Source organism: Desulfobacter vibrioformis DSM 8776, from assembly GCF_000745975.1.
GTDB classification, from domain to species: Bacteria; Desulfobacterota; Desulfobacteria; order Desulfobacterales; family Desulfobacteraceae; genus Desulfobacter; species Desulfobacter vibrioformis.
In genome coordinates this window covers 137,203-156,805 of sequence record NZ_JQKJ01000009.1, presented here as the reverse complement: position 1 = coordinate 156,805, position 19,603 = coordinate 137,203, and the positions used below count along the sequence as shown (strand labels likewise).

19 protein-coding genes and 2 tRNA genes are annotated in these 19,603 nt (G+C 48.8%); 11 read left to right on the top strand and 10 right to left on the bottom strand.

Annotated elements, in window-relative coordinates:
• The first annotated feature begins 76 nt into the window (after positions 1-76).
• The 3 genes from tadA (at position 77) to Q366_RS07395 (ending at position 1,939) form a co-directional block, all read left to right on the top strand.
• Entirely contained in the window at positions 77-568 is a 492-nt protein-coding gene (gene tadA / locus Q366_RS07405) for a tRNA adenosine(34) deaminase TadA (protein ID WP_035237695.1), read from the top strand.
• On the top strand, positions 531-1,817 hold the full coding sequence (locus tag Q366_RS07400; protein WP_035237692.1) for an adenylosuccinate synthase: 1,287 nt from the start codon (positions 531-533) through the stop codon (positions 1,815-1,817). Before tadA ends, Q366_RS07400 begins: the two co-directional genes overlap by 38 nt.
• 45 nt (positions 1,818-1,862) lie before the next feature.
• A tRNA-Pro gene (locus tag Q366_RS07395) sits at positions 1,863-1,939 on the top strand.
• Positions 1,940-2,067: 128 nt separating this feature from the next.
• Here Q366_RS07395 and Q366_RS07390 read toward each other — a convergent pair.
• Complete coding sequence (locus Q366_RS07390) at positions 2,068-2,421, bottom strand: type II toxin-antitoxin system HicB family antitoxin (RefSeq protein WP_211251874.1); 354 nt, start codon at positions 2,419-2,421, stop codon at positions 2,068-2,070.
• 368 nt (positions 2,422-2,789) lie between these two features.
• Here Q366_RS07390 and Q366_RS07385 point away from each other — a divergent pair, with 368 nt between their 5' ends.
• Positions 2,790-3,218, top strand: a complete 429-nt coding sequence (locus Q366_RS07385) for a hypothetical protein (protein WP_211251873.1) — start codon at positions 2,790-2,792, stop codon at positions 3,216-3,218.
• Between the two features lie 113 nt (positions 3,219-3,331).
• On the opposite strand, the gene Q366_RS07380 is transcribed toward Q366_RS07385, so the two are convergent.
• The 9 genes from Q366_RS07380 to Q366_RS07340 are packed head-to-tail and all read right to left on the bottom strand — an operon-like array spanning position 3,332 to position 12,653.
• Positions 3,332-5,008 (bottom strand): B12-binding domain-containing radical SAM protein, encoded by a 1,677-nt coding sequence (locus Q366_RS07380; RefSeq protein ID WP_035237688.1) that lies wholly within the window; start codon positions 5,006-5,008, stop codon positions 3,332-3,334.
• Between the two features lie 11 nt (positions 5,009-5,019).
• On the bottom strand, positions 5,020-6,204 hold the full coding sequence (locus Q366_RS07375; RefSeq protein WP_035237686.1) for an MFS transporter: 1,185 nt from the start codon (positions 6,202-6,204) through the stop codon (positions 5,020-5,022).
• A gap of 58 nt (positions 6,205-6,262) precedes the next feature.
• The gene (locus Q366_RS07370; RefSeq protein WP_035237684.1) at positions 6,263-7,633 is read right to left on the bottom strand and encodes a PFL family protein; all 1,371 of its coding nucleotides are present in this window, start codon (positions 7,631-7,633) and stop codon (positions 6,263-6,265) included.
• A 28-nt stretch (positions 7,634-7,661) separates the two neighbouring features.
• Positions 7,662-8,213 (bottom strand): glycine cleavage system transcriptional repressor, encoded by a 552-nt coding sequence (locus tag Q366_RS07365; protein WP_035237682.1) that lies wholly within the window; start codon positions 8,211-8,213, stop codon positions 7,662-7,664.
• Positions 8,210-8,875: a ribulose-phosphate 3-epimerase gene (rpe, locus tag Q366_RS07360; RefSeq protein WP_035237680.1), complete on the bottom strand. Its 666-nt coding sequence runs from the start codon at positions 8,873-8,875 to the stop codon at positions 8,210-8,212. Before rpe ends, Q366_RS07365 begins: the two co-directional genes overlap by 4 nt.
• Before the next feature lie 9 nt (positions 8,876-8,884).
• Entirely contained in the window at positions 8,885-10,252 is a 1,368-nt protein-coding gene (gene rsmB, locus Q366_RS07355) for a 16S rRNA (cytosine(967)-C(5))-methyltransferase RsmB (RefSeq protein ID WP_035237677.1), read from the bottom strand.
• Positions 10,249-11,196 carry a methionyl-tRNA formyltransferase gene (fmt, locus tag Q366_RS07350; RefSeq protein WP_035237674.1) on the bottom strand — a complete coding sequence of 316 codons (948 nt, stop codon included), beginning with the start codon at positions 11,194-11,196 and terminating at the stop codon, positions 10,249-10,251. The genes rsmB and fmt overlap by 4 nt, the downstream gene beginning before the upstream one ends.
• The gene (gene def / locus Q366_RS07345; protein ID WP_035237672.1) at positions 11,193-11,723 is read right to left on the bottom strand and encodes a peptide deformylase; all 531 of its coding nucleotides are present in this window, start codon (positions 11,721-11,723) and stop codon (positions 11,193-11,195) included. The genes fmt and def overlap by 4 nt, the downstream gene beginning before the upstream one ends.
• The gene (locus Q366_RS07340) at positions 11,724-12,653 is read right to left on the bottom strand and encodes a bifunctional riboflavin kinase/FAD synthetase (RefSeq protein WP_035237669.1); all 930 of its coding nucleotides are present in this window, start codon (positions 12,651-12,653) and stop codon (positions 11,724-11,726) included.
• A gap of 119 nt (positions 12,654-12,772) precedes the next feature.
• Between Q366_RS07340 and Q366_RS07335 the strand changes: the two genes are divergently transcribed.
• The 7 genes from Q366_RS07335 to Q366_RS07305 all read left to right on the top strand — a co-directional run bounded on the left by Q366_RS07335 (position 12,773) and on the right by Q366_RS07305 (position 19,556).
• Positions 12,773-12,859 (top strand) — tRNA-Leu (locus Q366_RS07335).
• 241 nt (positions 12,860-13,100) lie between these two features.
• Positions 13,101-14,078, top strand: coding sequence for a sigma-70 family RNA polymerase sigma factor (locus Q366_RS07330; protein WP_035237667.1), 978 nt, complete (start codon positions 13,101-13,103; stop codon positions 14,076-14,078).
• A gap of 38 nt (positions 14,079-14,116) precedes the next feature.
• Complete coding sequence (locus Q366_RS07325; protein ID WP_035237664.1) at positions 14,117-15,874, top strand: tetratricopeptide repeat protein; 1,758 nt, start codon at positions 14,117-14,119, stop codon at positions 15,872-15,874.
• Between the two features lie 62 nt (positions 15,875-15,936).
• A complete protein-coding gene (locus tag Q366_RS07320; protein ID WP_245619899.1) occupies positions 15,937-16,674 on the top strand; it encodes a hypothetical protein in 738 nt (245 codons plus the stop codon).
• 62 nt (positions 16,675-16,736) lie between these two features.
• Entirely contained in the window at positions 16,737-17,633 is an 897-nt protein-coding gene (locus Q366_RS07315) for an Mrp/NBP35 family ATP-binding protein (protein WP_035237661.1), read from the top strand.
• An 8-nt stretch (positions 17,634-17,641) separates the two neighbouring features.
• Positions 17,642-18,808 carry a deoxyguanosinetriphosphate triphosphohydrolase family protein gene (locus Q366_RS07310; protein WP_035237658.1) on the top strand — a complete coding sequence of 389 codons (1,167 nt, stop codon included), beginning with the start codon at positions 17,642-17,644 and terminating at the stop codon, positions 18,806-18,808.
• 22 nt (positions 18,809-18,830) lie between these two features.
• Positions 18,831-19,556, top strand: a complete 726-nt coding sequence (locus tag Q366_RS07305; RefSeq protein WP_035237736.1) for a UPF0280 family protein — start codon at positions 18,831-18,833, stop codon at positions 19,554-19,556.
• Positions 19,557-19,603: the final 47 nt, after the last annotated feature.

Below are 19,603 nucleotides of genomic sequence, written 5' to 3'. Positions count from 1 at the left end.
ATGATTTTATTTTCAGCTCAATGCCCCATAACATTTGACCTGATGGGAAAAGGCTTATATAAGTCAGGGTTGGATTATGGATGATGAATATTACATGTTGCTTGCCTTGGATGAGGCAAAAAAAGCCGAGAAACAGGACGAGGTACCGGTTGGGGCCATCGTGGTGGACCAGGCCGGAAAGCTAATCGGACAGGGATATAACTGCCCGATATCCGACAGCGACCCGACAAGCCATGCTGAAATCAAGGCCATTCGTTCGGCCTGCAGGCTCATGAATAACTATCGCCTGCCCCAGACAACACTTTATGTAACCATAGAACCATGCATCATGTGCATGGGGGCAATTATCCATGCCAGAATCCAGCGCCTGGTATTCGGGGCACTGGATTCCAAATGGGGGGCTGCGGCCTCCCTTTACCAAATGGGGTCGGATTCACGATTGAACCATCAACCTGAAATTATTCAGGGAATATGTGAAGAACAAACAAGACAGATTATTAAAAGTTTTTTTGAGGAAAAAAGGAGAAACCGTGACAAACACAGTTGTTGTGGGAACCCAGTGGGGTGATGAAGGAAAAGGAAAAATTGTCGATCTGCTCAGCGAACATGCTGATTATGTAGTCAGGTTCCAGGGCGGGAACAATGCAGGGCATACCATGGTGGTCAACGGAAAAGAAATTATCAGCCACCTGATCCCCTCCGGGATACTTCAGCAGAAAAAATGTTTTATCGGCAATGGTGTGGTGGTTGATCCTTTTGTATTGCTGGATGAACTTGATTATCTGGCAGGCAATAACATTGATGTGTCTCCCAAAATGCTGGAAATCAGTAACCGTGCCCACATCATCATGCCTTATCACCAGGAGATCGACAAAGCCCGGGAGAAAAAAAAAGGAAAGGATAAAATCGGCACCACAGGGCGCGGGATCGGCCCCTGTTATGAAGATAAGGCAACCCGCGTGGGTATCCGATTTTGTGATCTTCTTGATTTTGATCTGTTCAAGGAAAAAGTTCTGACGGTCATGGCGGAAAAAAATTTTTACCTGAAAGAATATTTCAAAACAGATCCCATGGATCCGGCACTTGTTATTGATCAGTTTGAAACGATCCGTGCCCGGCTTCTTCCCTATATTTCAGATGTTTCTGTCTCCCTTGACCATGGCATCCGGGAAGGTATGCAGATTTTATTTGAAGGGGCCCAGGGCACACACCTTGACATTGAACATGGTACCTACCCCTTTGTCACCTCCTCTACAACCGTTTCAGCTAACGCGGCAAGCGGCAGCGGCGTGGGTCCAGGACTGCTGAATGAAATCATCGGCATTGTCAAGGCATACACCACCCGGGTGGGCGCAGGCCCCTTCCCAACGGAACTATTTGATGAAACCGGTGACAAGATCCAGAAAACCGGCGCTGAATTTGGTGCCACCACCGGACGCAAACGGCGCTGTGGATGGCTGGACATGGTGGTCTTAAAAAATGCCGCCCGCCTGAACAGCCTGACCGGACTTGCCATCACCAAACTTGATGTTCTGGATGACCTGGATGAGATTAAAATCTGCACAGGATATGAATATTCGGGCAAAATCATGGCAGATTTCCCGGCACAAATTGATGTTCTGGCACAGTGTTCGCCTGTTTATGAAACACATCCCGGCTGGAAAACATCTACATCAGATATGACCAACTTTGATGATCTGCCGGAAAAAGCCAAAGCCTATCTTGCACGGATAGAAGAATTGTCAGAAGTTAAAATTAAAATTGTATCCGTAGGACCGGGGCGCGAGGCCACAATTATCAAAGAAAACATTTTCTAAATTGACTTTTGATTAATTCTGGTATATTAAATAACGTCTTTGCGTCGGGATGTGGCTCAGCCTGGTAGAGCACCTCGTTCGGGACGAGGGGGTCGGAGGTTCAAATCCTCTCATCCCGACCAACTAATGACAAGGGGTTTCAGCTTTATTTAGAAGTTGACGCCCTTTTTTTATTCCCACATTCAATGTGGGAATTTCTATTTGATTCTTTTCTAAAATTTCGATCAAAAAATATTATTTCCGAAAATGTCTATTCTGTGGGAGCATTTTCTCTTTGAATGGTTTCTTCAAGCAGATCAATGACAAACTGATTTAAACTCTTTCCTTCTGATGCGGCCCTTAAAGCAATCTCAGCGTGAAGGTCTGGTGGCACCCTTAGATTAAATCTTCCGGAGTATTCTTTATATGGGTGTATTCCCTCTTCCCGGCATATATCAAGATAGGTTTTCAGGGAAATCCGCCCCTCTTTTTTTAACTCTTCAATGTTGCCGGCGTAAAAGTCGGCACCGCCGTTTAAATCAAGAAACTCCCCCCTGAAGCTGTCAATCTCAGGGTCATATTTGATAATGGCTTTGTGCCCGTCTATTTTTAGAATGTTCATCATGGCGTTACCCCGTTTCTTTCAAACCACTTTCGTATGTTTGTCACAGCTCCTTTATCTGTATGAGGTGAGGGGTGTGGCCTGTGCAATACCTGGACCTCCCCAAAAAGGACTACGCCTATTCTGGAGCCTTCACACTCACTGATGTTTGCTCCAAGCGCAATGAAAAGGGCTTCGATTGCGGACCATTTAATGCTCCCGCTAACCGGTCTGGCAAAGATCTGTTCAAGTGTTTTTTGATGTTTACGTTTCACGATTTAATGGTACTACTTTTTAATGCCAAGTCAATAAGAATATACCCGGTCTGAATTTCCCTTTAAAGTCAAACAGCCTGGTATAAGAATATTGGAATCATCCTTGATTGGTATCATTTGGAAAAGAAATGCAAAGAACAATTGAGCTTGGCATTGAAAGGAAGTATCATCCGCAACGAGACGCTTGATGAGCTTAAGCCGTTATTGTGGTATGGCCTGACCGATGGAGCTGTGGTCCATCTGGAATCAATTGGTAAAGATTCTATAAAGAAAATAGAGTCGTTGAATAAGCTGCTTGAATATTTGAAAAGGAAGAAATCGTACATTCCTTGCTATGCAGTAAGGAAAGAACAGAATTTATGTAATTCCAGTGCTATCGGTGAAAAAATGAATGATCTTGTAGTCTCAAGCCGTCAGAAGCATAATGGAATGAGTTGGTCAAAAAAGGGCTCTTTGGGCCTGGCAACAATCACAGCAATAAAACGTAACAAAGAAAATGATAAATGGTTTGAAACGAAGTGCTTGGATTTTAAATTAGTTGCTTGAGGCCACCCGCACAGGTCGCAATTTTTTCACAGATGACAGGGGCGCATATGAATGTCATATCTTTTTGAAAAGCAGAATAGTAGAAAAGGACCGTACCCGGGACAGGCTGAAATTCAGACACCTGCTGGAAGCAGATCAAGCCCTTCAAGCCCTTGAACGAACTTTTTACATAAATCAATACGGTGGGGATGATGGTAAACCCAGCCGTCATGATCCATTCCCCTGGGAATGGCGTCGGTTAAAAACATTCGGATTAAAAGGGTGCTGGCCTTGTATCTGTCCATCTTCCCATGGCAGCTGTTTTCAATTTCCAAGACATCGTTTGTACGCAGCGCCTTGGGCAAAACACCATTTTGATCCACACAGGATTTAAGAAAATTCAAGATTCTTGCCAGACGTAACAGTGTTACCGCTTCAAGCCTGGATGTGGTATCTGCCACGGGAAAAGCTGTGGAACGCATTAACATAAAATCATGGGGCAGCAACTGCTGTTGTTCACACAGGGCATAATCGGCACTGCCCGGGGCTGGATAGTAAATGGACAGGCCGGCAATGGTTCTTTGGGACGCAAGTATCAAAAGATCATTTAAGGTGGTGGCGGCTGTCTGACCGGGAGCGGCCCCAAGAAGATAAGAGACACAATCCATATCCAGATCTTTGGCCATGTCCAGGACCCTGTCATGGGCATCTCTGACATCAGGGCGTTTAAATCGCTTTAACTGGGTGGCACTGAAAGAGCCCACGGACAGGTTCAGGGTTTTGAAACCGGCGGCTTTCATGGCTGTCAGGACCTCTGCGTCAAGGGACGGGGGAAAAAGCCCGTTCATGGCCCGCAGTTCAATGTCCTGTCCCTTGAATATCTGCCGGATGCCGTCCAGCAGTTCCAGTACCCATGATTTTTTAAGGGTTAAATTTTCATCCTCAAAATCAATGAACCCAATCTGTTTAGCCCTTGCCTGCAATTTGATTTCATCAAGAACATCTTTAACCGGGCGCATCCGAAAATCCGCATAATTGCCGGATGCAGACACCGCGCAATAGGAACACCGAAAAGGACACCCCCTGGAAGCCACAACGGTGATGGCTACTTTTTGATTGCGCTGGTAAAAGTGCCAGTCGATTTTATCCACCGCCTCTTGGCTCAGCCCATGCGGCGAATCTGCCCAGAAAGGCGGATTAAGAACAATATCATTGCCCTGCCTGAACCCGATGCCGCTGATTTGTCTTAAATCCTCTGGTTCGGGCAATGCCGGTCGCCGACCGGGCGTTTGGCCCTTTAGCAGCCGTGCAAGCTGTACCATGGGTGCCTCGCCCTCGCCCTGGATTACAAAATCAATTTCTTTGTTTTCAAGGCAGGTTTCGGGAAACTGGGTGGCATGGTGCCCGCCCAGGACAATAAAAGCGTGGGGCCAGAACCGTTTCACTGCCTTTGCCGTGTCCAGGGCCTGGCCCCAATAGGGGGTGAACAAGGCGGATATGCCCACTAAAAAAGGTTTTTCCTGCCTGACCAGATTGGCAATATGCTCAAAACTATAGCCAAAGTGTCTGTAATGGTGGAACAAAGAGAAAAACGTAAGATCGGTTTTCCCGTAATGGGGAACCAGGTGACCAAATTCTTCCGGGTATTCAATGATCTTTGATTTATCCCTGGCAAGCGCATCAATGATGGTGCACGAAAATCCGGCCTGTTCAAGCTGTGTGGCAATGCAGGCAAGCCCGTAGGGAATGGTGCGCTTTTTTGTCAGGTAAAATTCCCGGATGGGCGGGGCAATTAAAACAACATCCGGCACGGCGCGTATGCCTACTCTATTTTGGGAAACAGGGCTATGGGGATAAGGCAGACCAGCGGAATAAATGCGGTGCATTTAAGGACAATAGTCAGTCCGAAAATATCTGCCAGCCAGCCGATTCCCGGGGCAACCACCCCGCCAAGCCCGTAGGCCAGTCCCATCATCAGGCTGGCTGCCATGGCCCTGGAGCCGGGCGCAAGTTTCTGGGCCATGACCACGCCCAGAGGCATGGGGGCAAGCACAAAAAAACCGGAAAGAAACGATCCTGCGTAGGCCCCCAATCCCGGCATGTATAAAAACATCAACAGGGTTGGCGGCATGAGCAGGTATGACAGAAAAAAAACCGGCTTGAACCCGAACCGGTCTGCGCAATAGCCTGCAGTCAGCCCGGACAGGGTCCCGGCAATGGTGAACAGCGCAATGGTCACACCCACAGAGGGCAGAGCATGGCCGTGAAGGGTCAGATAAATGGGCATGAAGGTCAGAAAGGTCTGGCCCACAACAGCCCGCAGCACCATGACCAGCCAGATTAAAAAAATGGTTTTATACACCTTTCCAAAGGTGTGTTTTAAACTGTTGATAAATCCTAATCCCGCCATATTCTCGGATACGGGTTTGGGCATATATTTCAGGCAGAAAATAAAGGAAACAAGGCCCAAAAGCATGGTCCAGGGCATGGCAGACAGGCCAAACCGGCTCACATACCAGGTGATGAACACAGGCCCCAAAGCAAAGGCCAGGGTTCCGCCGGTATTGAAAATAGACTGGGCAAAGCCTGCCCGGTTTCCGGCATACACGTTCACCATGCCCGAGGTGGACGGATGAAACATGGAGGACCCAAAGGACCCCAGACACAGAAGAGTAAGCAACATCCAGTAATTGGGGGCAATCCCGGAAAAGGGAATGACAAAAAAGACCAGAAACAGTCCGGTGAGCACAAACCAGCGGGTTTCGTACCGGTCAGCCATATACCCCACCACCGGCTGCACCACAAAGGATAAGAAGCGCACGGCGCCGGTAATCAGGCCCACCTGGGTCAGGGTAAGACACAGCTTGGCCTGGAATGCGGGCAGCAAAGGGGTGAAAAAGGCAGAATAGAAATCTCCGGTAAAATGAACCAGGCTTAGGACCAGGACGATTTTATAATCAATCCTATTTCCTTGGGGTGACCGGCCTGGTGCGTGGGTGGTGCTCATAAGCGATGTCCTAATCTGTGCAAGAACGACGGTGTTTGAATGAGGTTTGGTCCAAACACTAATTTTTCAGGCTGTGAATGGGTGCCGGAATATGCCCGCCGTACTCCACAAAAATATCTTCAAGGTAAAGGTGGGGCACATCCATGATGGTGGCCTTGCCAAGAAGCCCGCCAAACATGACGCTGTCCCCGGCTTTTTTACCGGGCACCGGGATAATGCGCGTGGCCGTGGTTTTGGCATTGATCATGCCGATGGCCATTTCATCGGCAATCATGCCGGCTAAAACCTGTTCTGTAATGTCGCCCGGCACCGGCACCATATCCAGCCCCACGGAACATACACAGGTCATGGCTTCCAGCTTTTCCACAGAGAGAAATCCCTTCCGGGCAGCTTCGGCAATGTGAAGGTCTTCGCTGACAGGAATAAAGGCACCGGACAGGCCGCCCACATGGGACGAGGCAAAGGCCCCGCCTTTTTTCACGGCATCATTGAGCATGGCCAAAGCCGCGGTGGAGCCGGGCACACCAATATGGGAAAGGCCCAGGGCCTGGAAGATTTCGCCCACACTGTCACCCACCGTGGGGGTGGGTGCAAGGGAAAGATCCACCACGCCGAACCGGATATCAAGGATGTCTGCCACCTCCCTGCCAATGAGTTCTCCCACCCGGGTAACCTTGCAGGCAGTGCGTTTGATGATTTCGGCAATGCGGCCAAGGCTCAATCGCTGCTGGGACAGATTTCTTTCAATGGCGCGTTTGACCACGCCAGGCCCGGACACCCCGACATTGATCACGGCATCTGCCTGGCCCACCCCGAGATAGGCGCCTGCCATAAACGGCATGTCCTGGGGAATATTTGAAAACACACACAGTTTGGCACAGGCCAGGCCGTCTTCATCCGCCGTAAGGGCTGCGGCTTTTTTAATGGCCCTGGACATGGAAAGCACGGCATCCATATTAATGCCGGCCTTGGTCGTGGCCACATTCACGGACGCGCAGATCCGCTGGGTGGTGGCCAAAGCTTGGGGGATGGCGTCAATCAAGGCCTGGTCTCCTCTGGCAATGCCTTTTTCCACCAGGGCTGAAAATCCGCCGATGAAATCCACGCCCACGGTTTTGGCAATGTCATTGAGTTCATGGGCAATTTCCACCATCTGCTCAGATGAAAAACATGCGCCCACCAGGGCAATGGGGGAGATGGAGATCCGCTTGTTGACCACCTTGATGCCGTACTTGTCACCCACCTGGTCACAGGTGTCCACAAGCTGTGCTGCATGGCCGATGATCTTTTTGCGTATATTTTTTTTGAATACATTCAGGTCGTGGGAAATACAGTCAAACAGGCTGATCCCCAGGGTAACCGCCCGCACGTCCAGTTTTTCATTTTTTACCATCTCTATGGTGGAAATTATTTCCTGATCTTCAAACACCGTAAAATATCCTTATATTTTAATCTCTTTAGATTTTGTTGGTCACGTCAAAAATATTTTTGTGCTGGATACGGATGTCCAGGTCCAGGTCCTTTGCTTTTTTCTTAAGGGCGGCAAACAGGGCCGGGGCATCAATCTCGTTTGTTATCGGAACCTGGTAGGACATGACATTGTCATTGGGATTGGAACCGCCCATGAACACGGCTTTCAGGTTGATAATATTGGCACCAAAACTTGAAATAATACCGGACAATTGCGCCACAAGCCCTTTCTGGTCAGGGCCGGAGGTGGTGATCAGAAAAATTTCCTTTTCCACCACAGGCGGTTCCAAGTCTTCCTCAAGGGATCTGACATGGATGGTCAGGCCATGTTCTTCCTCTTTCAAGGTCAGATCCTGTCTGATGGTGTCTGCGGCTACGCCTTCGGGGGCCTGGATAACAAAGAAACCGGCAAACTGGTTTTGCAGGATCATCTGGTTGACGTTTTCAAGATTGCACCCCAGATCACACAGATCTGACGTTACACTTGCGATAATGCCCGGCCGGTCTTTGGCCAGGACAGATATTATCATTTTGTTCATACGTTGCCTTTTTCAGAAAGCTTGCGAAGTTCGTCTATGGTTTTTTTATAGTCAGGCGTGTTAAAAATGGCAGAACCCGCCACAAAACAACAGGCACCTGCCCGGGTAACGGCTTCCATGGTATCTGTGTTTACGCCGCCGTCCACCTGGATGATCGCAGTGGAGCCTGCATCAGACAACATTTTGGACAAGGCAGTGATTTTATTTAAGCTGGAATTGATGAAGGTCTGGCCGCCGAAACCGGGATTGACACTCATGATCAGGACAAAATCCAGCAGATCAATGACATATTCAATGGATGACAGCGGCGTGGCCGGATTCAGGGCAACCCCGGCCTTAACGTCAAAACTTTTTATCAGCTGCAAACTCCGGTGCAGATGGGGGCATGCTTCGGCATGGACGCTGATGTAATCGGCCCCTGCTTTGGCAAAATCCGGAATCCTGGCATCCGGGGTCTCAATCATCAGGTGTACGTCCAGCACCATATCTGTGGCGCGTTTGCAGGCCTCAACAACAATGGGACCGTAGGAAATGTTGGGCACAAACTGTCCGTCCATGACATCAATGTGAATCCAGTCTGCGCCTGCGTGTTCAACCGCTTTGACCTCTTCTCCCAAACGGGTGAAATCAGCAGACAGGATGGAAGGGGCGATCAGTGTCATAATTAACTCCTATGTGTTGCGTCTCATCCTGGCCATGAAAAAGCCGTCCATTTCAAGAAGGTCAGGAAAGGTTGTTTTCTTAAATGTCTCACCCCCGGATTCGCAGAAAAACGGCAGGCATGCTTCAAACCCTGAAGGATCCGGGGTAAAATCTTTTCTTTTGTCCAGGAACCGCTCGATCACCTGGGTTGTCTCTTCGGGTTCGCAGGAACAGACCGCGTATACCAGCACACCACCGGGTTCCACCACATTGGCTGCGCCATTAAGGATTTTCTTCTGAAGCGCTGCCATGCGGGATATATCTTTTAAATTTCTCTTCCAACGGGTGTCCGGGTTTCTGGCAAGGACACCTAAACCGGAACATGGAGCATCCACAAGCACCCGGTCAAAATAGGATGAAAAATCATTGACCCCGGCCTTTGTCATGTCCACACAGGTGGTGCGAATAATATCAATGTTCAGGCGGAGGGCTTCACTGACAAGGCGGTCGGCTTTTCTTTCGCCGGTATCATTGGCAGTGATGTTACCTTTGTTTTCCATTTCAAGGGCCATGTGGCAGGTTTTGGTGCCCAGTCCGGCACAGGCGTCCAGAATTTTATCGCAGGGTTCAGGGCCTAAAAGTTGTACGGCAAGCTGGGCAGCTTCTCCCTGAATCTGGAACAGGCCGTCATTAAATCCGGGCAGGTCAGGTATGGCAATGCCGGATGTCCGGATCTGAAGACCCAGGGGACTGAACCGTGTTGGTTTTGCGTTGATTCCTTCGCGTTCAAAAGTTGCAATCAGGTCTTCCCGGCTGGCTTTGCGCGGATTAACCCTGAGTGTAAACGGAGGCAGCTCCATCAAAGCGCCGGCAAGTGCCAGTGTCTTTTCTTTACCATATCGGGCTGCCCAGCGTTTACCAAGCCAGGGGGGGATGGAAAAGGCAGCAGCAAGATGCCCTGGTAAATCATTATCGGAACAAGGCAGGGCAATATCTTTGTGCGACCTGGATATATTGCGCAAAACCGCATTGATGAACCCTGATGCCTTTTTGCCGCAGATCGGTTTTGCAAGTTCAATGCTGGTATTAATGGCTGCAAAATCCGGAACCCTGTCCAGGAAAACAATCTGGAATACCCCAAGCCGCAATATGGTTTTAACCTTGGGATCAATCCGGTCAAAGGCAAGTTTGGCGCATCGGCCAATCAATTGATCAATGCGTCCCCTGTGTCTGAACACCCCGAATACAATGGCATGGCAAAGCCCTTTATCCTTTTGGCTCAAGTGTTCAAGCGGCAACGCCGCATCTTCAATGGCACGGTCAAGGGGAAGGGTTGGCTTTTGCCCGGCTTGAATCAGGGTAAAGGCGATATGGCGTGGATCAGCTGTTCTGCTCATTTGAATTGGGCCGGCAGATCAATTTTATTCCCACAAAGAAATGAGGCTGCATCAAGACGTTTTCCTGAACTTCCCATCAGTTCCAGCACCTGGACAACCCCGTTTCCCGCAGCCACAAACAGACCCGTATCATCGCAGCAGACAATGGTGCCGGGCAAAGCGGATGGCGGAATGGATAAGGATGACGGAACCGCCTTAAAAATTTTAAGGCGTTTTCCGCAAAATTCTGTAAAGGCTCCGGGCCAGGGTGTCATGGCATTGATGTGGGCGCAGACAGCCTTGTTTGAACCTTGCCAGTCAATGCGGCCGTCCGACTTTTTAAGCATGGACACATAGGTGGCTTTGGAATGATCCTGGGGAACCGGGGTGATTTTTCCCTGTTCAATGCCCTGGATGGTTTTAATAATAAGCTGGGCCCCCATCTGCGATAACCTGTCATGGAGCATTGACGCAGTATCCTCGGGATCCACAGGCGTTGTTTCCATCAACAGCACATCCCCTGCATCCATTTTTTCAGCCATGACCATGGTGGTCACCCCGGTCTGTTCATCCATGTTTAGAACCGCCGCCTGGATGGGGGCCGCCCCCCTGTATTTGGGCAAAAGGGAGGCATGGATATTTATGGGATAGGTTTTGGGGATATCCAGCATCTGCCGTGAAAGGATCTGTCCAAAGGCAACCACGACAAAATAGTCCGGTTCAAGACCGGAAATCAGCGCGATCCCTTCCGGGGTGTTTATTTTTTCCGGCTGAAACACCTCAATGCCAAGGTCCAGTGCAGCCTGCTTGACTGCGGACGGGCTGAGTTTTTTTCCGCGGCCCTTGGGCCGGTCCGGCTGGGTCACTGCCAGTAACACGTCAAACCCCGGCTCTTTTGCCAGGGCCTCCAGGGCCGGGACAGAGAATTCCGGGGTTCCCATGAAAACGATGCGGGTATTTTTCATTTTTCGTTTTTCAATTGTTTTAACCGTTTTTTCGTATACATGGCCCGTTTCAATGCAGAAATCCTGTCAATAAACAGGATCCCGTCAAGATGATCAATTTCATGCTGCATGATAACGGACATAAGCCCGTGGGCGTCAAATTCAATGGTTTCGCCATCTATATTCATGGCCCGTACAGTGACACTTGTATGCCGCCTGACATCGGCCCTGTAGTCAATGACACTTAAGCATCCCTCGCTTTCAGAGATAAAGGTCTCTTTGGATTTGGACAGGATTTCAGGATTAATCAATGCGGTAAATATTTTGTCTTCAGGATCTTTTTGTTCCTCTCCTGCATGGGGATCATAAACGATAACCCGGCGGTTCATCCCGACCTGGGGGGCGGCAAGGCCTACGCCCGCATCATGGAACATGGTCTGGCCCATATCCTCAATAAAGGCTTTCAGCTCGTCATCAATGGTTTCAACCGGTGCTGATGCCTTTTTTAAGGAGGGTTCGGGAAACGTGACAATATCAAGAATAGCCATTTATTTTAAAATTTCCTTTACCTTTTCAATGTCCGTTCTGATCTGGTCGGACAATTGCGCAATACTTGAAAATTTAATCTCATCCCGAAGTCGTTCCACCATATTAACGCGTATCCGGGAGTCATAAATATTTTCCTTAAAATCAAGAATATGAACTTCAATGGTGAATATATGATCCCCGAAAGTCGGGGAAAAGCCAATATTGGCAACGCCCTTGAATTTGCCATGGATGGTTTCAACCGTTACCGCATAAACCCCGAACTTGGGGCATAGTTCATCATGAAGTTTTATATTGGCCGTGGGAAAACCAAGCTGACTGCCGCCGCGCTTGCGGCCCGTTATAACCTTTCCCCGGATCTGGTAAAACCGCCCAAGATAGTGCTTTGCACGGTCCACATGGCCGTCCATGACAAGTTGTCTGATTACTGTGCTGGAAATGCGCGCCTTGCCGGTTTCAACATCCCGTATCCAGTCGGGTACAATGGTCTCATATCCAAGTTCTTCACCCTTTGCCTTGAGCAGCTCAATATTGCCGACCCTGTTCTTTCCAAAGGTATAATCAGGACCAATAACAATGGTTTTCATACCGATCTTTTTGACAAGAATATCTTCAATGAATTCCTGGGCTGTGATCTGCGCAAAGGCTTTATCAAAGGGCAGACAGAGCAGCACGTCTATGCCCGAGGATTCTATCAGTTCGATTTTCTGGTCCCGCCTGGTGATTAAGGGGGGGCTGGAAAGCCCCAGGGCTCTTAACGGATGCGGTTCAAATGTCATGGCGATGCCGGTTCCGCCAATTTGTTTCCCCTTTTTAATCACCTGGTGCAACAGGGCCTGGTGACCTTTATGAACACCGTCAAAATTACCAATAGTAACAACGGCGTTGTTAAAGGGGGCTTTAATCTGATTTAAATCTTCAATTAATTCCATGTTGTCCTTTAAAATTCAAACAAAATACTATTGACAAATAAAAAAAACAAATATATATATCTCACCCATCGCGTTTAAGCAATCTTTAAATGGGTTGCCAACAAACCGATTCACAGTGTGCCGAAGTGGCGGAATTGGTAGACGCACTAGTTTCAGGGACTAGCGAGCGTACGCTTGTGGGAGTTCGAATCTCCCCTTCGGCACCAAAAAAATAAGAGCCCTTGTTAATCAAGGGCTTTTGTATTTTTAACCCCCTTTTTATCGGTACACGCCAATTTTGGCAGACCGCTCAAATGCCGTGCCGGAAGCGGTATCCCGCCGATGTATTTACGTATACTTTCCAAACGCAAGCGCAAGATAACCAAGTGGTAATATACAACTATATAGTTTTCAGGCAAAGTATGATAATACTTAGGTTCAATTTAATTCAGTATTAAAGGTTCCTAAATGGAAAATATTGTGGACCCAAAGAATCCTAGCGTTCCCGGAAAACCAGTTGCCAGAAAACTGACCAAGAAGGACTTTTTGGTACCTGCCGGAAAAAACAGGGTCAGCACCTCAAAAGCCCTGGTCAAATCCGATCCCATTCAAAGCTATCTTAATGAAATCAATCGATATAAACTTTTGACCCGGGAGCAGGAAGTAGAGTTGGGCCGGCGGATTCAGGAGGATAACGACCAGGAAGCCGCTTACATAATGACCACTTCCAACCTGCGGCTGGTGGTAAAAATTGCTTTGGAATTTCAACGCATCTGGATGCAGAACCTTCTTGATCTCATCCAGGAGGGAAATATCGGTCTTGTCCGGGCCGTGAAAAAATTTGACCCGTATAAAAATGTCAAATTTTCCTATTATGCATCATTTTGGATTAAGGCATATATTCTCAAATTCATCATGGACAACTGGAGAATGGTCAAAATCGGGACCACCCAGGGGCAGCGCAAGCTTTTTTTCAGATTAAAAAAAGAGAAACAGCTGCTTATTGAGCAGGGCTTTGATCCCAAACCCAAGCTGTTATCCGAACGCCTGGGCGTGTCTGAACAGGAGGTGGTGGATATGGACCAGCGCCTGGCCAACTGGGATCTTTCCCTGGACGAACCGCTTAAAGATGATTCCAATACCGAGCGCATTGAATTTATTAACGTTGATTCGGATTCCTCCGAAGACCGCCTTGCCAAAAAAGAGATTGAAGATATCCTGTACACCAAGGTGGATACGTTTAAAGGGATCCTTAACGAACGGGAACTGGATATTTTTGAACGCAGAATCTTTTCCGATTCTCCCGAAACCCTGCAGGAAATCGGTGAAGCCTACAACATCTCAAGGGAACGGGTCCGGCAGATTGAAAATAACATCATAAAAAAAATGAAGGCATATTTTAAAAAGGATATGCCGGATTTTGACATGTATGACCATTCCCAGTAATGGGTCGTATTCAAAGCGTTTAAAAAGGCATGCCGTAAATGAAATCCCTTATTATATGTACCCTGACCCTGGTGTCGGTCCTAGGTCTTTTTTCCGTTTCAGGCTGTATCAGGGAAACGGGAAAGCCCGGCCCAGGACAATCCAGCCGCCCAATTCCGGATCAGGACCTTAGTTTGAACCAGGGCAGTGATGCCCAGGCTTCGTACTACTATCTTATGGCCCGGCGCTACGATAGTAAAAATGAAGCCGATCAGGAACAAAAAGCCCTGGAAAAAGCCATTGCAAAGGATCCGGAATCTTGTTTTCTGCAGCGCGAATACATCATCTGCCTGCAGAAACAAAAAAAATCAGGTCAGGCCATGGCACTTGCCCAACATCTGGCTGAAAAATATCCGGATAATGTGGAAAATCTGCTCCTGCTTGCCCGGCTGAAAAAAGGGGATGAAAAGGACATGACCGTCCTTCTGGAACGGATACTGAAACTGGCCCTCGAGGATAAAGAGACCTTTTTACGGTTGGGTAAGGTGTATATGGATGAGGGCATGACCCTGAAAGCCCTGAACCTGTTTTCCCGGATGGCAAGCATATTTCCCGACTATTATGTTGCGCACTTCTACCTGGGAGAAACCCGGCGGATGACTGACCAGCCTGCAGCAGCCAGGGACGCTTACCTTAAAACCTTAGAACTTGAACCCGGTCTTCTGGAACCCCGATTCCGGCTGGTAGACGTGTATAAAACCATGGGGGAAGAAGAAAACAAGGCAGAAATCATAAAGAATCTTGAAGAGATTCTGGATTTTGACCCCAAAGAGGAACGGGCATTGATAGAGCTTGCTCTGTTATATTTTGACACCAGGGATTTTCAAAACGCGGATGACATGTTTTCCAAACTTAGCCGGGAAATCTGGAAAAATCCGGACCTGGTGGTAGATATTGCCCAGATTCTGATACCGGAGCGTAGATACCAGGATGCTGTTACGGTATTGTCCCAGATCCGGAGAGCTGTCCCCGGAAATGCCAACATCAATTTTTTTCTGGGCATGGCTTATGAAGGCTTAAAAAAACCGGACAAAGCCATTGAGTGTTATCTTAAAGTGACGCCCGATCACCCCCAGTATAAAAGAACAATTCTAAGTATTGCGTTTCTCTACAAGGACATGAACCGCACAGAAGAGGCAATCCGATTTCTGGAACAGCACCACAGGCAAAGTCCGGCAGACATTGATATTACCTCATACCTGGCCTCATTTTACCAGGAGGAAAACCGCCACGACATCGCCATCACCATGCTGCAGCAGGCATTGAAAGAGACCCCGAAAAATACGGCCCTGCTGTTCAAGCTTGGTGCTGTCCTGGATACGTCAGGACAGCGTCAGGAGAGCATTGAAACCATGAAAACCATTATCAGACTGGATCCCAAACATGCATCGGCCCTTAATTACCTGGGATATACCTATGCGGAAATGGGCATTCATCTGGATCAAGCTCTGGAACTGGTACAACGAGCCTTTAATATCCGGCCTGAAGACGGTTATATCACAGACAGTCTGGGATGGGTTTATTTTAAAAAACAGGACTATGACAAGGCTATTTTCTATCTTGAGAAAGCGGTTGAACTGTCTGAATATGAAACCGTTATTACCATCCATCTGGCAGATGCCTACCTTAAAACAGGACAGCAGATAAAAGCGGTTGACATGTATAAAAAAGCCCTTGAGAACGCCCGGCAGGATCAGGGAAAAGAGATCCGGGAAATTGAGGAAAAACTTAAAAGCTTAAAAACGCCCGGGCAATGACGGCAACATATCTGAATTCTCGACAACCCGCCCTCCCCTGCCTCTGGCATCCAGGCCGTTGCATGATTGCCGTACTCCTTTGCGCTGTCATGCTGACAGGACCGGGATGCGCCATGCTTGGGCTTCAATTCGGGAAACAGACAGACCGCCATGCCGAAGATATCATAAATCGCATTCAGACGTTCAATGCACAAATTTCCACATCCAGGGGAACAGGCGAGCTGACCCTGACCCGGGGATTTCGAAGGGAAACGTATAAAATCGCCTGGGCTGCCCAGTGGCCCAACCGGCTGCGCATGACCCTGCTCATGTCAGGTCATCCGGTTGAAACCATTGCCTCTACCGGCCAGTGGGTTACCTTTGTCTCCCATACCGGTGCCCACAAGCCCCATTCAGCCGTATCTGCAGACCCGGACCTTGATCCTTATATCAATATCCCGCTGCGCCTGTCTGAACTGGTCAGCCTTCTTCTTGGAAAGGTGCCGGAACGTCCTTTTACGCGGGCCTGGATTGTTCCTGAAAAACCGGATATCGTTTTTGCCTCACAGTCATTTTCTCCAAGAATCCAGGAATTTTTGACGGACAAAACCGGAATACCGATCAGGTATCGGGTACTCGATAAAAAAATGAATGTCATTTTCGGAATATGGTATTCCCAATTTTTCATCCGCGATAATTTCATTCTGCCCGGGATGATCACCATAAAAGACGCAGATCAAAGGACCATGGAGATCTCTTTAAAAAAACTTATGCCCAATATTCCTGTAAAAGAATCCATATTCCAGTTGACAGGCTCATGAAGATGAACATAATTTAGAAGGTTTTATTATTACCATACCTCATAAGGAGATAACTATAGATCATGATTCACAAAAGCGTTGACCAGGCCAAAAAATCAAGTAGCTGTTCCCAGCAGAGCTGCCCATCCCAGAAACCCCAGAATGACGCGGCAAAACAGCAGGTGGAAATGGAAGCAATGATCAAGTCCAATCTGGCCCAAATTAAAAACAAAATATTTGTTCTGTCCGGCAAAGGCGGCGTTGGCAAAAGCTCCGTATCAGCAAACCTTGCGACAAGCCTTGCAAAAAAAGGGTATAAAACAGGTCTTATGGATGTGGATGTCCATGGTCCTTCCATTGCCCAGATGTTCGGCATGAAAGATCTTTTAGATATTGATCCCGACACCAAACTGCTCTTACCCAAACAGATCAACGAAAATCTCAAAGTGGTCACTGTCCAGGCCTTGATGCAGGACAAGGACCAGGCCATCATATGGAGAGGGCCTGCCAAAACCGGCATCATCAAGCAGTTTGTGGGTTCGGTTTGCTGGGGAGAATTGGATTATCTGGTTATTGACGCCCCTCCGGGCACAGGCGATGAACCGCTCACTGTTATACAAACCATTCCGGACGCCAAGGGTATCATCGTGACCACCCCCCAGGAAGTCGCCCTTGCAGACATCCGCAAATCCATTTCCTTTTGTAAAACCGTTAAAATGGAAACCCTTGGTGTACTGGAAAACATGGCCGGATATACCTGCCCGCACTGCAATCAGTTTATTGATCTTTTCAAAAGCGGCGGCGGAGAAAAAACCGCCAAGGCACAGGGCTTAAATTTCCTGGGCTCCATCCCCTTTGACACCCGTGTCGTGGCATCAGGCGATGATGGTGTGCCCCTGATGACGTATGAGGCAGACGGCCCCTTTAAACAGGCATTTACAAAGGTGGTTGATAATATCCTCAAGCAGATTGAAGGATAATTCATTCATTGAATCCGGATAAAACACCCCGGGCACTGAAAGCCCGCCTTGAACAAAGGGAAGCCCAAATCCTTGGCGCCCGGGCCTGTTTTTCCAGAAATGCTGTCCGGCGGTATTCGGAAAAAAGATCTGACACCGAATACCGCCTTGCTTTTTCTGCAGACGCTGACCGCATCCTCAACTCCCTGGCCTACACGCGTTACAGTGATAAAACCCAGGTTTTTTCCCTGATCAACAATGACCATCTCACCCACCGGGTCCTGCATGTGCAGATGCTTTCCCGGGTGGCAAGAACCATTGGCCGGTACCTTGGACTGAACACCGATCTGATTGAAGCGGCAGCCATGGGCCATGATATCGGGCATACGCCCTTTGGCCATGACGGCGAGCGTTTTTTGTCCCGCCTTACCCAGTCAGCCGGGGCAGGACGTTTCCTTCACAACCTTCAAAGCATACAGTTTTTAGATGTCATTGAAAGAAAGGGCAAAGGCTGGAACCTGACCCTTCAGACCCTGGACGCCATTGTCTGCCACAACGGAGAAGCCCATGCAAGGGCGCTTACCCCGGCACCGCCACGGGATTTTGCGGATCTGGATGCAATCGTCCGGCAGATCCGGGCCGGCGCCATGGATGATGTGCTGCCCATGACCATGGAAGGGTGTGTGGTCCGCATGGCGGACACCGTATCATATATCGGAAGGGATTTGGAGGACGCTGTACGCCTGAATATTGTGTTCCGGAACCAGATCCCCGGCACCTGCCGCAGGCTTTTGGGGACCACCCAGGGCACCATTGTTTTTAACCTGGTCACGAACCTGATCAACACAAGCATAGACCAGGATTTTCTTGGATTTTCCCCTGAAATGGCTGATGCCCTAAAAGAATTAAAGCAGTTCAATTACCAATTTATTTACAAAAACCCCTCAATAAAACGACACCTGGCAGGCATTGAAGATATTTTCAAATGTTTGTTTGACAGATACATGAACGACCTGGCCAAAGTAAATGGATCTTCCGTCATTTATTCCCGGTTTCTCAACGGCATGGATGACACCTACCGTTTAAACCACAGCCATGCCGAGATCACCCGGGATTTCATTGCCGGGATGACTGACTCCTATTTTATCCGCCAGGCCCCGGACCATTTGCGTCCTGTTCCCATTGACTGGGTATAAAGGCAGGACACCGGAAATGCCCATGTTTGAAAACCGCAAAGTTTACCGTGTTTGCCACCAAAAACAGGGGCTGGTCTCCTTTAATGTGACTGTAAAGGAGACCAACCTCAATATCCAGGCCGATTCGGATCTCAGTGAACAGGCTGTGCGGTCCATCCTGACCCACCGCCAGTACATTGAAAATCACATTTCCCGGGTTCCCGGGTTTGCCGACAGCCTCACACCGTTACCAGATCCCGGATTAGCCCCTAAAATCATTTGTGAAATGACCATGGCGGCAAAAATCGCAGGTGTCGGCCCCATGGCAGCGGTGGCCGGCGCTGTGGCCCAGAGTGTGGGAAGAGATCTGCGTCAATGGTCCTCCAATGTCCTGGTGGAAAATGGTGGGGATATTTTCGTAAAATCAGATACCTCGACCACATTCACCATATATGCCGGGTCATCACCCTTGAGCATGAAAACCGGTATTAAAGTGGCCCGGCGCCTTGATTCGTTTGCCATGTGTACCTCCTCGGGCACCGTGGGGCATTCCAGAAGTTTTGGCAAGGCAGATGCCGTATCTGTGCTGGCGCAGAGCTGTGCCCTGGCCGATGCTGCGGCCACAGCCCTTTGCAATCAGGTCCAGACCCCCAAAGACATTGAAAATGCCATTGCCGCAGGCAGGCGCATGACCGGTGTCCAGGGTATTGTTATCATTTCAGGTAAACAGATTGGGTTGTGGGGTGCCCTGGAACTGGTCAGATTGTAAAACAGGAGCAAATCATGAAAAGGAAGAGTGTGGTCAGGTTCACCCAT

What these genes read in the sequence shown, in the direction of transcription:
- tadA (WP_035237695.1), top strand. Translation starts at nt 77, where the DNA reads ATGGATGATGAATATTACATGTTGCTTGCCTTGGATGAGGCAAAAAAA.
- Q366_RS07390 (WP_211251874.1), bottom strand. Translation starts at nt 2,421, where the DNA reads ATGATGAACATTCTAAAAATAGACGGGCACAAAGCCATTATCAAATAT.
- Q366_RS07375 (WP_035237686.1), bottom strand. Translation starts at nt 6,204, where the DNA reads ATGAGCACCACCCACGCACCAGGCCGGTCACCCCAAGGAAATAGGATT.
- Q366_RS07365 (WP_035237682.1), bottom strand. Translation starts at nt 8,213, where the DNA reads ATGAACAAAATGATAATATCTGTCCTGGCCAAAGACCGGCCGGGCATT.
- rpe (WP_035237680.1), bottom strand. Translation starts at nt 8,875, where the DNA reads ATGACACTGATCGCCCCTTCCATCCTGTCTGCTGATTTCACCCGTTTG.
- rsmB (WP_035237677.1), bottom strand. Translation starts at nt 10,252, where the DNA reads ATGAGCAGAACAGCTGATCCACGCCATATCGCCTTTACCCTGATTCAA.
- fmt (WP_035237674.1), bottom strand. Translation starts at nt 11,196, where the DNA reads ATGAAAAATACCCGCATCGTTTTCATGGGAACCCCGGAATTCTCTGTC.
- def (WP_035237672.1), bottom strand. Translation starts at nt 11,723, where the DNA reads ATGGCTATTCTTGATATTGTCACGTTTCCCGAACCCTCCTTAAAAAAG.
- Q366_RS07340 (WP_035237669.1), bottom strand. Translation starts at nt 12,653, where the DNA reads ATGGAATTAATTGAAGATTTAAATCAGATTAAAGCCCCCTTTAACAAC.
- Q366_RS07330 (WP_035237667.1), top strand. Translation starts at nt 13,101, where the DNA reads ATGGAAAATATTGTGGACCCAAAGAATCCTAGCGTTCCCGGAAAACCA.
- Q366_RS07325 (WP_035237664.1), top strand. Translation starts at nt 14,117, where the DNA reads ATGAAATCCCTTATTATATGTACCCTGACCCTGGTGTCGGTCCTAGGT.
- Q366_RS07320 (WP_245619899.1), top strand. Translation starts at nt 15,937, where the DNA reads ATGATTGCCGTACTCCTTTGCGCTGTCATGCTGACAGGACCGGGATGC.
- Q366_RS07315 (WP_035237661.1), top strand. Translation starts at nt 16,737, where the DNA reads ATGATTCACAAAAGCGTTGACCAGGCCAAAAAATCAAGTAGCTGTTCC.
- Q366_RS07305 (WP_035237736.1), top strand. Translation starts at nt 18,831, where the DNA reads ATGTTTGAAAACCGCAAAGTTTACCGTGTTTGCCACCAAAAACAGGGG.